Source organism: Actinoplanes solisilvae (assembly GCF_003999975.1).
GTDB lineage: Bacteria > Actinomycetota > Actinomycetes > Mycobacteriales > Micromonosporaceae > Actinoplanes > Actinoplanes solisilvae.
The window spans coordinates 100,278-113,841 of sequence record NZ_RJAC01000014.1 but is presented as its reverse complement, the minus strand read 5'-3'; the positions used below and the strand labels follow the sequence as shown (position 1 = coordinate 113,841).

Sequence of the window (13,564 nt, the reverse complement as noted above, 5' to 3'; positions counted from 1 at the left end):
AGTCCACAGGAGGGGCGATGACTGCTTCAGCACCCTTGACGCCTGAGACCTACCCGATCGGCGCCCGCGTCGACAGCCCGGTCGCGCCGGTCGCCGTGGTCGATGTGACCGAGCGTTCCGCCTGGTGGCTGGCGCTGACCGCGGCCGTCAGCGGGGTGGCCGTCGGCGTCCTGATGATCGTCTGGCCGCAGGTCACTCTGCGGGTCGTCGCGGTCCTGTTCGGCCTCTGGCTGCTCGTCCACGGCGCGGTCCGGCTCGCGCGGGCGATCGCCGGCCGGGGCCGCGACGGCGGTGAGCGGGCCCTGGCCGGGGTCATCGGCCTCTTCTTCGTGGTCGCCGGTGTGGTCGCGCTGCGCAACCTGCTGCTCTCGCTCACGCTGATCGTCACCCTGATCGGGCTGATGTGGCTGATCGGTGGCCTGGTCGAGCTGGTCTCGGCGTTCGGCGGCGCCCGCGGTGCCTACCGCGTCTGGAGCGTCGCGCTCGGCGCTCTCAGTGTCATCGCCGGCATTGTCGTGCTCGCCTGGCCCGGCCTCTCGCTGAAGACGCTGGTCTACGTGACCGGCGGTTGGCTGGTGGTGATGGGCCTGCTGCAGGTGGGCCTGCTGGTCCTGGCCGGCCGCGAGACCACGGCGACGGCCTGATCAGTGGTGCAGGGCCGACTTGAGCAGCACGATGATCAGCCCCAGCACCAGGTTGACGAGGACGGTCAGCGCCACGAGCCGCGTCGTCGCACCGGCGCGCACGGTGGTCACGGTGGCCCAGCCGACCTGGGCGACGATCGCCACGATGAGCGCCGCCCAGGCCGCGGCCGTGTCGCTCGCGCCGAGCAGGCCGAGAACCACCGCCGCGACGGCCGGGGGCAGGGCGGCCTGCAGCAGGGGCCATTCGTGGCGCAGGACGTGCCGGATCTCGCGCGGATCCGGCGCCCGGTGCCGCAGCCGTTCGCCGGCCAGCGCGGCGTACGCGTGCGTCAGCCAGAACACCGAACCGGTGACGACCAGCAGCGCGGCCAGTTTGATCGGTCGGAACTCGAGCTCGCCGTGACCGCCGGACGCCGCCCCGACGACGACCGAGGCCGCCAGCAAGGAGCCGTAGACGGCTCCCGAGTAATGCGGCGCGCCCGCCTCCGTGGTGCCGGTGGCGTCGACGTCGCCCGTCCTGGCCATCGGTGCTCCCCGTTCCTCGTCGATCAACGCCGGATTCATCGTGCGGCCCCGGTGGCGGTCGCTCCCTCACCCCGGACGGGTGAGCGGCCCGGCAGCGCCCGGACCATCCCGACGGGGTGAGACCCGGTTCATGCGCGCGGGATGAAGTCACCGCACGCCGGGCGGCGCAGCGTGACCGGATGAGTCGCTCGAAGAATGCACCGCCCGCGGGCCACCGGACCCCGGCCGACCGGGCCCGGCTCGGCAAGCGGGCGCGGAAGGACGCCCCCTTGACCGGGCACGCCGATCTGACCATCCGGTCGGCGCGCGATCCGGTCGCCGCGCTCATGGCGGAGGATGCCACGCGGGTGCCGGAACTCGTCCCGATCCGCTACGGCCGGATGCTCGTCTCGCCGTTCACCTTCTTCCGGGGCGCGGCCGGTGTGATGGCGGCCGACCTCGCCGATACGCCGGTCTCCGGTTTTCGCGCCCAGACGTGCGGGGACGCCCACCTGTCCAACTTCGGCCTATTCGCCTCGGCCGAGCGCACCCTCGTCTTCGACATCAACGACTTCGACGAGACCCTGCCCGGCCCCTGGGAGTGGGACGTGAAGCGGCTGGTCGCCAGCCTGGCGATCGCCGGTCGGCACAACGGCTACACCGCCAGGCAGCGCCGCCGGATCGAGCTGGCCGCCGGCGAGGCCTACCGCACGGCGATGCGCGAGTTCGCCCGTGGGACGAACCTCGAGGTCTGGTACGCCCAGCTGGCGATCGAGTCCCTGGTCGAGCGGATGGGCACCCAGCTGCGGCCGATCCAGGTCAAGCGCTCGAAGGCCGCGATACGCAAGGCCCGCACCCGGGACAGCCTGCACGCCCTGGAGAAGCTCTCCCGGCTGGTCGGCGGTGAACGGCGGCTGACCGCGATGCCACCGATCGTGGTGCCGGTCGAGGACCTGGTGGACGCCCCGTCCGAGAAGCTGTTCGAGGCGATGCAGGATCTGCTCGCGGGCTACAGCCTGACGCTGCCCCCGGAGCGCCGGCAACTGCTGGCCCAGTTCCGCCTCGTCCACATGGCCCGCAAGGTCGTGGGGGTCGGCAGCGTCGGGACCCGCTCGTGGATCCTGCTGCTGCTCGGCCGCGACGACGCCGACCCGCTCTTCCTGCAGGCCAAGGAGGCCGGGGAGTCGGTGCTCGAGCCGTACGCGGGCGCGAGCGAGTTCGATCATCACGGCGAACGGGTGGTTCACGGGCAGCGGACGATGCAGGCCAGCGGCGACATCTTCCTCGGGACCCGGCGGGTGCGCGACGACCAGGGCACCGAGCGCGACTTCTACCTGCGCCAGCTGCGCGACTGGAAGGGCTCGGCCGAGGTCGAGGACATGCGTCCGAGCGGCATGGCCGCGTACGCCTCGATCTGTGGCTGGACACTGGCCCGGGCGCATGCCCGTTCGGGGGACCGGATCGCCATCGCCGCCTACCTCGGCGCGACGGACCGGTTCGAGCAGGCCGTCGCCGATTTCGCCGAGTCCTACGCCGACGTCAACGAGAAGGACTACGGGTTGCTGAAATCGGCCGCCCGCGACGGCGTGGTCCCGATGCAGACCGGGCTGTGACCACGCTTCCGGCGCCCGCTTCCTCCGCGCAGAGATGGCTGGCTCGCGGCGCGTTCGTGCTCGCCGCCGCGTCGGCCGGGGTCCTGCTGGGGTTCGCCGGGCTGCGCGGTGTGTCGATCGGGCTGGTCGGTGCGGGCGGGCTGGCCGTCATCGTCGCGAGCGCCTACTGGTTCCTGGCCGGTCGCGGCCTCGTACGGGCCTGCGCCGCCGCCCTGCTGGTCCTCGCCCCGCTGACCGTGCTCGTCCTCTACATCCGGGGCGAGCTCATGTGGGTCGCGCTGCTGTCGCTGGCGCTCTTCCTGCTCGCCGGGGCCGCGGGCGTGGCCGCGCTCGCCGGTGACCAGGAGCCGACAGGTATGGCCACCTACGACGCGCCGCCGGCGAGGCATCCCTTCCTGGTCATGAATCCTCGCTCGGGCGACGGCAAGGTGGTCCGGTTCGGGCTGCAGTCGAAGGCGGAGGCCCTGGGCGCGGAGGTCGCTCTGGTCGACGGCCCGGGCACGGTGGACGTCGCGGCCTTGGCCCGGGACGCCGTCGCGTGCGGCGCCGACCTGCTCGGGGTCGCCGGTGGTGACGGCACGCAGGCCCTGGTCGCCGGGATCGCCGCCGAGCACGATCTGCCGTTCGTCGTGGTGAGCGCGGGCACCCGCAACCACTTCGCGCTGGACCTCGGGCTCGACCGCGAGGACCCCGCCACCTGCCTGCGGGCCCTGGTCGACGGGGTGGAGACCCGCGTCGACCTCGGCCTGATCGGCGGCCGCACGTTCGTCAACAACGCCTCCTTCGGGGTGTACGCCGAGATCGTGCGCAGCCCGCAGTACCGGGACGACAAGACACGGACGACCCTGAGCCTGCTGCCCGATCAGCTCGCCGGGCATCGTGGCGCGCGGCTGTCGGTGCGCGTGGACGACGCGACCGTCGAGGCGCCGCAGGCGGTGCTGGTCAGCAACGGCCCGTACGGCTCGACCGATCTGGCCGGTCTCGGGCGCCGGGCCCGGCTCGACCGCGGCGTGCTCGGCGTCGTGACCGTCTCGGTGGCCAACGCCCGGCAGGCCGTCGGACTTCTGCACCGCGGCAGCCGGCGGGGCCTGATCCGGTTCACCGCGCCGGAGGTCGTGGTCGACGCCGACGTCGCCGAGATCCCGGTCGGCATCGACGGCGAGGCGGTGCTGATGCCCACCCCGGTTCGCTGCGGCACGGTGCCCGGGGCCCTGCGAGTGCGGCTGCCGAGGAACCGCCCCGGCGTTCCGGCGGCCAAGCCGGCCGTCGACTGGATCCGGCTGAGCCGGCTGGCCCTCACCCGGACGCCGTGAGCCGCCCGCCCGGCGGAAGTCATCCCGGCCGGATGAATCCGGGGCGGCCCCGTCTGGGCAGTCTTGACTGCTGAGACTTCGGCGCAGGATCGACAGGGGGCCATCATGGTGCACACGCAGGAGCCGGCCGTCAGGACGGCGGAGCGCGGAGAGAGCGAAACGGTGACCGGGTGGGTCGGGTGGATCTTGTTCGCCGGCGTCATCATGTTCACCGGCGGCATCTTCAACGTGATAGAGGGTCTGGTCGCGCTGATGCGAGACGACTTCTACCTGGTCGGGTCGAGCGGTCTGGTCGTCAACGTCGACTACACCGCGTACGGCTGGGTCCTGCTGGCCATCGGCGCCCTGCTCGTCTTCGGCGGGTACAGCCTGATGACCGGGCAGACCTGGGCGCGAGTGCTGGCCGTCATCCTGGCGGTGATCAACGCGACCCTGCACATGCTCTTCATGCCGGCGTACCCGATCTGGTCGGTCATCGCCATCACGCTCGACGTCTTCGTCATCTACGCCCTCGTGGTGCACGGCGGCGAGATGAAGTACTACAAAGAGGGCCGCTAGGCGAGTTCCCGGAGCGCCCCGAGGATGAATCGCTCGACCTCCCCGGGGTGGGACACCATCGAGAGATGGCCGGAGGCGATTTCCTCGACGTGGGCCTCCATGCGCTGGGCCACGTATGCCTGCAGCTCCGGGGCGGTCGTCCGGTCCTGGGTGGTGATCAGATAGCGGGTGGGCCGGGTCTGCCACGCCGCGACGGTGGTGCGCTGCGCGAACAGCCCCTCGGCGATGCGGCCCTGGCAGGCGTACAGGACTCGGGCCTCTCTCTTCGGCACGCCGTTGGCGAAGTCGTGCAGGAACGCGTCCTCGGTGAGGAAGCCGAAGCCGTCGCGATAGATCAGGCCCGCGTTGGCCGGTGGCGCCGGGAAACGGGCGGCCAGGGCGCCGTAGTCCTCGTCCGGTTCGGGGGCCCGGGCCGACAGGTAGACCAGCGAACTGACCAGCGGATGCTCGCCGGCCTGGCTGATCACGGCGCCGCCGTAGGAGTGGCCGACCAGCACCACCGGTTCCTTCTGCTCGTCGAGGACGCGCCGCACGCTCGCCACGTCGTCGGCCAGCGAGGTCAGCGGGTTCTGCACCGACGTGACGGCGATCCCGGCGCTCTGCAGTCCCGGTATGACCTTCGACCAGGACGACCCGTCGGCGTACGCGCCGTGGACCAGTACGACACCCATGTGCCGATCTTCGAACCCGGAGCGCCGGGGATCCATCGCTTGAATGGGCTATCCGGCCGGGTGCGGGGTCGGCCGGTAGGTGAGCTGCTGGATGTGGCCGTCGAGGGTCCGGGCGTCGAGCAGTTCGAGGTCGAAGTCGGCGGCGCCCGCGAAGATCGGGTCGAGGCCGGTCCGGCCGGTGATGACCGGGAAGACGGTGACCTGGACCCGGTCGACCAGGCCGGCGGCCATCAGCGCGCGGTTCATCGACAGGCTGCCGTGGGAGCGCAGCGGCACGTCGGACTCCTGCTTGAGCCGCGCGACGACGTCGACCGCGTCGCCCTTGACGATGGTGGAATCCGGCCAGTCGAGCGGGCCTTCGAGCGTGGTCGACACGACCGTGGCCGGGGTCTGGATCATTCGGGTCACCCACGGGTCCTGCACCGCGGTCTCGGTCCCGTCGGCCAGCAGACCGATGAAGGCACGGATCGTGTTGGCGCCGAGAACCATGCGTTGCGGCTCGCGGTAGAGGGCGAGGCGGTGTTCGAGCAGCTCAGGCCCCTGCTTGCCCCAGTATCCGGTCCACGGCTCGGTGGCCGCGCCGAAGCCGTCGAGGCTGGAAAACACGTCGAAGGTGTACGTAGCGGTCATGATGTTCTCCCTGTCGAACGTCGAAGGCGTGTGACTACAGACCGCTTCGTTCGACGAAACTCATCGGCCCGGGACCCCGAAGAGTCCCGGGCCGCCCGAGTCAGGAGATTCGGATCTTGGCGGAGGTGCCGTTCTCCTCGAGGACGCGGATCTTCACGCCGGCCGCGGGCAGCTTGACCCCGTGGTTCGGCAGCTCCTCGTAGAAGTACTTCTGCGTGTCGTCGAACAGGGGCTGACCGGGCTGCCCACGAACGTACGAGGGCTGGCCGTTGATGTGCAGCGTGAACGAATCAGCCTTGCGCAGCCCGAACGGCGCGTCGTAGACCTGGATGCGCGCGCTGAACGGCAACCCGTCGAGACGGTAGAACGGCCGCGGGTGCGCGTCGATATACAGGTTGCGACCCACCCCCGGGTGCCAGTTGGTGTCGTTGTCGACCTGCGAGCGGTCCCAGTACGAGATCAACACCCCTTGCTGGTACGAGTAGTGCTCGACCCAATCCGGCTTGGTGTTCAGGAATCCGAAGTTGTAGGGGCCCGTCTTCAGGTAGCGGTCATAGGACACGTACGTCCGGTGGCCCGCGATGTAGTAGTTGTCGTACTGGTTCGTCGCGCTCGTGCCGACCACCGTGAAGCCGTGCAGCGTCCACGGTGTCGTGCCCTCGGCGTCGTCGCTGAACAGCACCGTGCCGCCGTCGGCGACCTGGATGTTGTCGGAGAAGAAGCCGCCGGCCGAGAACCCGCCGTCCGTGCGGTAGTAGAACTGCAGCTGTACGTTCTTGCCCGCGTAGGCGCTCAGCGGCACCGACACGTCCACCCACTGGTCGTCGGTGGTGCCGCCGATCGCCGGCCGCGGCGGGTTCGCGCCGTCGCGGATGAACGGCTGCCCGTTGACGGTCCCGTCGAGAGCGGTCCACTTCTGCCCGTCGAGCGACGCCCGGACGTACAGATAGTCGAAGCCCTCCTCGATGTTGTAGCGCGCCTTGAACGTCAGTGCCGGCGCGGTCGTGCCGGTGAGGTCGAACTGGCGGGTCATCGAGTTGCGCAGGTCGTCGGCGTTGCCGGAGAAGTACTGCCGGCTGCCGCTGAACGGCGTGCCGAACTGCGTGGTGACCGTCTTCTTGGGCAGCACCACGACCGCGGCCTGGGCTTTGTCGCTGTTGTACTCCTGCGGCCCGAGAGTGAGCGTGCGTTTCTGCTTGGCGACGACCGTCTCGTAGTCGAGCCAGCCGAGCTGCAGCTTGTTCCACGCGCCGAGATCGCCGGGCCGGGTGCCCAGCGGCTCGCCCTTGGCGTTGAGGCGGCTCTGCGCCATCAGCGTCCAGTACTCGTTGTTGTTGTTCCCGCCCGCGAGCACGTTGTAGTCGTCCGGCAACCCCAGATCGTGACCGTACTCGTGGACGAATACGCTCAGTCCACCGTTCTCGGGCTGGATCGTGTAGTCGCCGATCCACAGGCCGGTGTCGGCGACCTCGGTGCCGCCCAGCAGGTTCCCGGCCGGGCCGCGGTCCCCCTCGTCGTCACCGTAGGCGAAGGCGCGGTGGCTCCAGATCGCGTCCTCACCCTGGTACGGGTCCCCGTCGGCCTCGTCCCCACCGGAGTGCACGATCTGGAAGTGGTCGAGGTAGCCGTCCGGCTCGTTGAAGTCGCCGTCGGCGTCGAAGTCGTAGCGGTCCCACTGGTCGAAGGTCTTGAGCTCGGCCACGACCTGGGCCTTCGTACGCCCCCGGGCGAGCTGGTCGGCCACCCACTGGTTCGCCGCGTCGCGGACCAGGTCGTACGTGGTGTTGCAGACGTTGTTCGAGCAGACGTTCGGGTCGTCACCGTTCGCATCGGTGGGATCGTCACCGGAACGACCGTACCGGGCCTCGTTGTACTTGACCTTGACCCAGTCGGTGACCGTGCCGTCGACGCTGTAGCGCCCGGACGACTGCGTCTCGTAGTAGGTCTTGACCGACTCGACGTTGCGGCCCTGGCCGAAGTAGAGCTTCTGGAAGTAGGCGCGGTTGTAGTCGGCCTGCCAGACCGTCGTGTTGTCGACCGCCCGGTTCGGCGCCGGGATCTGGTTGTGCAACGGCCCGTCGAACCGCTGCGGCCCGGCCGTGCCCGGATCGGTGTCCTGGTCGGGGAACCGCGGATCACGCTCGTTGCCGAACTCGGCGAGGATCACGAAGATCCGGTCAGTTTTCTCGCGGGCAAGCTCGACGTACTGGTCGCGGTGGTCGTTGCCGCCGCGCCGGTTGCGCGCCTGCCCGCCGAACGCGCCACCGCCGGACGCCTGCCCGACCTTGACGACCGTGCTGCCGTCGCGGATCACCGGCTTCGCCCGGCCCGAGACGACGTCGCTGACGGCCTTCTCCCGCAGGAGCCGTCGCTTCTTCTCAAGCGCACTGACCAGTTCGTCACTGCCGGCCTCGGGTCCGTTCGCGGCCGAGGGGACCTTCGCGGCCGAGGAGGCATCGGTCGGCGGGGCGGCGGTGGCCACGGCGCCCGGGCTGAGGGTCAAGCCCAAGCCCAGACCGAGCAATCCCGCTACGACTTTTCGCATCGACTGTCCTCCGGGTTCGTGCCGGCACCTTGTGGGGCCGGGCCCGCCCCGGAACGTAGGCACCTTGGAGCCACCAGGGGAAGACGTGCGTCAATATTTGCGGAGATCGTGATTAGGGATCTTTCCGCCCGGTCCGTTCTGAGACGGACGCCCGGCCGCTGACGCCCCGGCCGTCAACGGCCGGGGCGGAAGGTCGCCGGTCAGCGGGGGAGTGGGTGCTGCGACATGCGCTGCTCGCCCATCGACACCGATGCACGGACGACGTCGAAGCCGTACCGGGTCATCTCGTCCTCGTACGCGGCGACCGCCGCCGAGACGGTGGCGGTGCCGTCGGCGATCTTCCTGATCCGGGGCGACAGCAGGGCGCCGTCACGCATGGCCAGGTTGGCGCCGCGGCCCAGCGTCGGCGTCATGGCGTGCACCGCGTCGCCCAGCAAGGTCACGTTGCCGTGCCGCTCCAACCGTCCCGGCACGCTGCTGTACATGCCGACGCTGAAGAACGACTCCGGCTCGGCGGCCGCGATGGCGTGCCGGGCCTGCTCGGGCCAGTCCTCGATCACCGACAGAGCAACCTCCCGCAGTTGAGCCGGCGGCCTGGTGCGCAGCTCGTCGTGGCTCAGTGGGAAGTGCTCGTGGCGACCGCCGACGATGCACACCACGTAGTCGCCGCGCGCCTTGAGCAGGCCGGGCCGGGCCGCCCGGACGGCCGCGGTGGACGGCTCGGTGGGGAAGTCGACGGCGCCCAGCCCGAGGAACACCTTCCGGCTGTCCATGCCGATCGCGAAGATGTCCCGCAACGCCGCCTCGGGCAGCACCGCGACGGCCGCCTCCCAGGGGATGCGTCCGTAGATCGCCTGCACCCCGGCGTCCATGATCTGCAAATTCGGGGCGCGCTGAGCGCGTACGGCGGAACGGATGCCGTCGGCGCCGACGAGAATGTCGCCGTGGTCGGTCGTCCCGTCGGCGAAGGTGACCGTCACGCCGTCGTCGGTGGACTCGTACGAGACGATCTCCTTGCCGAATCGGGTGTGCTCCTCGAGACCGTCGAGCAGGATCTCCCGCAGCGTGGCGCGGTCGACGTTGCGGTGCACGTTCTCGTCGGTGACGTACTGCGGCCAGTGCTCCGCGTCCTGGCCGTCGCCGGTGGGGATCTGCTTGATGACCTGCAGGGCGGGGCTGAGGATCGTGGTGAACGCGGTCGTCCGCATGGCGGTGGCCTCGAACAGGGCGTGGCGCTCGGGCGACAGCACCTCGCGCAGAGCGTTGAGCGCGTCGGCCTCCAGGTGCAGCCGGTAGCCCTGGGGCCTGTCCCACGGGGTGGCGTCGCGCTCGAAGAGCCGCACCGGAATGCCGTAGCCCCGCAGCGCCTGGGCGAGGCTCAGGCCACCGAGACCGGCGCCGGCGATCAACACGGTTGGTTCAGACATCATGGGTCCCTTCACTGATCGGAAGGGACGCACCGGGGAGGAGGCCCCTGGTGGGACCCCATCTCGTACGAGCAAAGATGCCACCCGGACTACCTACCGGGCTGTGACTTTTGCGCGTCCGCACCAACCATAGCCACCCCGGCGCCGGCCGTTCACTGTGAGGCGTGGCACTGTCAACAACCTGGCAGCATCGCGACGGGCCGGGGTGGAACCATCGGCAGGATGACGGTAGGGGTCATCGGCGGGGGCATCGGGGGGCTGGCCGCCGCGGTGAGCCTGCTCCGGGCGGGTCACGACGTTCACGTGTACGAGCAGTCGCCGCGGCTGTCCGAGGTCGGCGCGGGCGTGCAGGTCAGCCCGAACGCGTCCCGGGTGCTGCACGGTCTGGGCCTGGCCGACGCGCTGGCCGAGACCGGCGTGCAGCCCCTCGCCTGGCACCAGCGCCGCTGGGACGACGGCCGCACGCTGCTGCGCGCCCCGATCGCCGCGCCCACGCCGCACTACCAGATGCACCGCGCCGATCTGCTCGCCGCGCTGGCCGCCGCGATCCCGCCCGACCGCATCCACCTCGGACACCGCCTGGTCGGCGTCGACGGGACCGAGGCTCGGTTCGCTGACGGGCTGCGGGCTCGGTTCGATGTGCTCGTCGGCGCTGATGGGATTCACTCCACGGTGCGACGGCTGCTGTTCGGGCCCGACGCGGCTCGTTTCACCGGCTGTGTGGCGTACCGGGCCGTGGTTCCGGCCGAGAGGTTGCGGCACCTGGATCTCGAGGTCACGGCGCAGATCTGGATGGGGCCGGGGCGGCATTTCGTGCACTACTTCATCAGTGGGCGGCGGTCGGTCAACTTCGTGGCGGTCGTCGAGCAGGACCGCTGGACCCGCGAGTCGTGGACCGACCGGGCCGAGATCGCCGACGTGCTGGCCGCCTTCGACGGGTGGCATCCCCAGGTTCGCGAGATCATCAGCGCGGCCGACGAGACGTACGTCTGGGCGCTGTTCGACCGTCCGCCGATGCCCCGCTGGTCGGTCGGCCGGGTGACGCTGCTCGGCGACGCCGCCCACCCGATGCTGCCGTTCATGGCGCAGGGCGCGGCCCAGGCCATCGAGGACGGCGCCACCCTCGCCGCGCTGCTGCCCGACGCCTTCGACCGCTACGAGCAGGTGCGATTGCCCCGCACGTCGAGACTGCAGGAGATGTCGGCCGGCAACAAGACCCGCTTCCACCTGCCCGACGGGCCCGCCCAGCGCGACCGCGATCGCGAACTGGCGGCCGGCTCGCGCGCGTGGTCGTTCAACGCCCTTGAGTGGCTTTATGACTACGATGCCGCGGCCGTTCTTGACCGATAGGTGTCGATCAATTTAGGTTGCCTGGGAGCGGACGGAGTCCTCATGCGACGATCCCCCTTTCTGGCCATTCTGACCACCACAGCCCTGGTCCTTGCCGCGTGCGGCGGTGACGGTGACGAGCCGGCCGAGACCGCCGGGCCGGACAAGGTGAACGTCGGCGTCATCGCGATCGTCGACGTCGCCCCCATCTATCTGGGGCAGGCCAAGGGCTTTTTCAAGCAGCGCAACATCGACCTCACCCTGACCACCGCGCAGGGCGGTGCGGCCATCGTGCCGGCCGTGCTCAGCGGGGAGTTCCAGTTCGGTTTCAGCAACACGATCTCGCTGCTGCTCGCGCAGTCGCGCAAGGTGCCGATCAAGGCGATCGCGAACGGCAACAACTCCACCGGCGTCGACGGCAAGGACTTCGCGGGTCTGTTCGTCAAGGCGGACAGCCCGATCAAGTCGGCCAAGGATCTCGCCGGGCGCACGGTCGCCGCGAACACGCTCAAGAACATCGTCGAGACGACCGTACGCTCGTCGGTGCGCAAGGACGGCGGCGACGCTGCGAAGGTCAAGTTCACCGAGCTGGCCTTTCCCGACCAGTTGCCGGCCCTGCAGTCCGGCCAGGTCGACGCGATCTTCGTCGTCGAACCGTTCCAGCAGGCCGCCGAGGCCGCGGGCGCCCGCAAGATCGCTTCCAGCTACGTCGACGCCGCCCCGAACCTGACCGTCGCCATGTATTTCACGTCCCAGGAACTGCTGGCCAAGGACCCGGACCTGGTCAAGCGCTTCACCGAGGCGATGAAAGAGTCCCTGGCGTACGCCGACTCGCACGCCGACGAGGTGCGTGACGCGCTCGGCACCTACACCAAGATCCCGCCCGAGACCCGCGACGCGCTGATCCTGCCGCGCTGGCCCGCCGAGGTCGATCGCGCCTCGGTCGAGTCGCTGGCCGAGCAGGCCAAGACCGACGGCCTGCTCACGACCCCGCCCGACCTGTCAGCCCTGCTGCCCTGAGACCGCCGCGAGCTGGTCGGTGACCGTGCCCCAGCCGTCCGCGAAGCCGAGTTTCTCGTGCAGATCGCGGGCGGCGGGGTCGGCGTGCCGCACGATGACGCGGTAGTCGGTGCCGTCCGGGTGGTCGGCGAACGTGATCTCGGCCGTCATCGGGATCGGCTGCGGGTCGGCGGGCCGCCACGAGCTGTCGACGGCGTTGGTCCAGACGATCCGCTCGAGATCGTCGACGACCACGAAGACGGCGTCGACGTGCGGGACGAAATCGACCCCGTCGTCGCTCATCCGGGTCACGAGGCCGCCGCCCGGTCGTGCTTCCAGCCGGTCGACGCGGCACACGGCCGGCGCCGGGATCCACCACTGAGCGAAGCGGGCCGGGTCGGTCCACGCGTTCCAGACGGCCGCGCGGGGAGCGCGGATGACGCGGTCGAGAGTCAGGTCAAGGTCGGGGTTCACGGTTGCTCCTCGGTGACGAGTTGTTCGAGGCGGTTGGTTCGCTGGTGCCAGAGGGTGCGTTGTTCGGCCAGCCAGTCGTCGACGAGGGCCAGGCGCTCGCGGTTGAGCACGCAGGTGCGGACGCGGCCCGACTTGGCCGTGTGGATCAGGCCGGCCTGTTCGAGCGTGCGCACGTGCTTCATGAACGAGGGCAGTGTCATCGGGAAGGCGGCCGCCAGCTCGCCCACGCTGGCCGGGCCTTCGCCGAGACGCCGCACGACGTCGCGCCGCGTCGGGTCGGCCAGGGCGACGAAGACGTGATCGAGCAGGGCCGAATACTGTGCCACGAGGCTAAGTATTGGCCGCCGCGAACACTTAGTGCAAGGGCTAAGTTTCCTACCGCCGGATCAGGCTGCGCATCAGGCCCGAGAGGATGTCGGCGCTGACCGGCTTCTCCAGGTAGGGCGCGGTCGGCGGGACCAGCCCGGTGGCCACGGCGATGTGCCGCGGCACTCCGGTGGCGTACACGATCTTCACGGTCGGATAGGCGGCCGAGACGCGCCGCGCCAGCGAGCCGTTCAGGTCGCCGGGCAGTGACAGGTCGGCGATCAGCACGTCGATCGCGTCGCCCTCCTGCTCGCACACCGTCATGGCCGACTCGCTGTCGGGCGCGGTCAGTACCCGGAAGCCGCGCACGCCGAGCTGGTGCGTCATGGTGTCCAGAAAGTCGAGGTCGTCGTCCACGACGAGCACGACCGGGGTGGCCGGCGCCGACATGCGATCCCCTCCTGCCACTGCGGTAAACACTACCGTACGGGCGAATTGCCCCTTATATGATAAATGTCAGGATCATCGGGCGTCCCGCAGTGGGGGGAGGT

General features: G+C 70.1%; 14 protein-coding genes. 6 read left to right on the top strand and 8 right to left on the bottom strand.

Annotated elements, in window-relative coordinates:
• Positions 1–17: 17 nt before the first annotated feature.
• Positions 18–644: an HdeD family acid-resistance protein gene (locus EER30_RS29525; RefSeq protein ID WP_127503905.1), complete on the top strand. Its 627-nt coding sequence runs from the start codon at positions 18–20 to the stop codon at positions 642–644.
• On the opposite strand, the gene EER30_RS29520 is transcribed toward EER30_RS29525, so the two are convergent.
• Entirely contained in the window at positions 645–1,169 is a 525-nt protein-coding gene (locus EER30_RS29520; RefSeq protein ID WP_127503904.1) for a hypothetical protein, read from the bottom strand.
• A 179-nt stretch (positions 1,170–1,348) separates the two neighbouring features.
• On the opposite strand from EER30_RS29520, the gene EER30_RS29515 reads away from it, so the two are divergent.
• The 3 genes from EER30_RS29515 (at position 1,349) to EER30_RS29505 (ending at position 4,632) form a co-directional block, all read left to right on the top strand.
• Entirely contained in the window at positions 1,349–2,761 is a 1,413-nt protein-coding gene (locus EER30_RS29515) for a DUF2252 domain-containing protein (protein WP_127503903.1), read from the top strand.
• The gene (locus EER30_RS29510; RefSeq protein WP_205650478.1) at positions 2,758–4,074 is read left to right on the top strand and encodes a diacylglycerol/lipid kinase family protein; all 1,317 of its coding nucleotides are present in this window, start codon (positions 2,758–2,760) and stop codon (positions 4,072–4,074) included. Before EER30_RS29515 ends, EER30_RS29510 begins: the two co-directional genes overlap by 4 nt.
• A gap of 105 nt (positions 4,075–4,179) precedes the next feature.
• Positions 4,180–4,632 carry a DUF7144 family membrane protein gene (locus tag EER30_RS29505; protein ID WP_127503902.1) on the top strand — a complete coding sequence of 151 codons (453 nt, stop codon included), beginning with the start codon at positions 4,180–4,182 and terminating at the stop codon, positions 4,630–4,632.
• On the opposite strand, the gene EER30_RS29500 is transcribed toward EER30_RS29505, so the two are convergent.
• The 4 genes from EER30_RS29500 to EER30_RS29485 all read right to left on the bottom strand — a co-directional run bounded on the left by EER30_RS29500 (position 4,629) and on the right by EER30_RS29485 (position 9,905).
• Positions 4,629–5,303 (bottom strand): alpha/beta fold hydrolase, encoded by a 675-nt coding sequence (locus tag EER30_RS29500; protein ID WP_205650477.1) that lies wholly within the window; start codon positions 5,301–5,303, stop codon positions 4,629–4,631. The genes EER30_RS29505 and EER30_RS29500 overlap by 4 nt on opposite strands.
• A gap of 48 nt (positions 5,304–5,351) precedes the next feature.
• On the bottom strand, positions 5,352–5,933 hold the full coding sequence (locus tag EER30_RS29495) for a dihydrofolate reductase family protein (protein ID WP_127503900.1): 582 nt from the start codon (positions 5,931–5,933) through the stop codon (positions 5,352–5,354).
• A 100-nt stretch (positions 5,934–6,033) separates the two neighbouring features.
• Positions 6,034–8,478 carry an immune inhibitor A domain-containing protein gene (locus EER30_RS29490; protein ID WP_127503899.1) on the bottom strand — a complete coding sequence of 815 codons (2,445 nt, stop codon included), beginning with the start codon at positions 8,476–8,478 and terminating at the stop codon, positions 6,034–6,036.
• Positions 8,479–8,678: 200 nt separating this feature from the next.
• Complete coding sequence (locus tag EER30_RS29485; RefSeq protein WP_127503898.1) at positions 8,679–9,905, bottom strand: FAD-dependent oxidoreductase; 1,227 nt, start codon at positions 9,903–9,905, stop codon at positions 8,679–8,681.
• A 222-nt stretch (positions 9,906–10,127) separates the two neighbouring features.
• On the opposite strand from EER30_RS29485, the gene EER30_RS29480 reads away from it, so the two are divergent.
• A complete protein-coding gene (locus EER30_RS29480; protein WP_240670381.1) occupies positions 10,128–11,255 on the top strand; it encodes an FAD-dependent monooxygenase in 1,128 nt (375 codons plus the stop codon).
• Positions 11,256–11,297: 42 nt separating this feature from the next.
• A complete protein-coding gene (locus EER30_RS29475; protein ID WP_127503896.1) occupies positions 11,298–12,254 on the top strand; it encodes an ABC transporter substrate-binding protein in 957 nt (318 codons plus the stop codon).
• On the opposite strand, the gene EER30_RS29470 is transcribed toward EER30_RS29475, so the two are convergent.
• The 3 genes from EER30_RS29470 to EER30_RS29460 are packed head-to-tail and all read right to left on the bottom strand — an operon-like array spanning position 12,237 to position 13,463.
• Complete coding sequence (locus tag EER30_RS29470; RefSeq protein WP_127503895.1) at positions 12,237–12,707, bottom strand: SRPBCC domain-containing protein; 471 nt, start codon at positions 12,705–12,707, stop codon at positions 12,237–12,239. The two genes, EER30_RS29475 and EER30_RS29470, sit on opposite strands and share 18 nt — an antisense overlap.
• Entirely contained in the window at positions 12,704–13,033 is a 330-nt protein-coding gene (locus EER30_RS29465) for an ArsR/SmtB family transcription factor (RefSeq protein WP_127503894.1), read from the bottom strand. The genes EER30_RS29470 and EER30_RS29465 overlap by 4 nt, the downstream gene beginning before the upstream one ends.
• 49 nt (positions 13,034–13,082) lie before the next feature.
• Positions 13,083–13,463, bottom strand: coding sequence for a response regulator (locus tag EER30_RS29460; protein ID WP_127503893.1), 381 nt, complete (start codon positions 13,461–13,463; stop codon positions 13,083–13,085).
• Between the last annotated feature and the right edge of the window lie 101 nt (positions 13,464–13,564).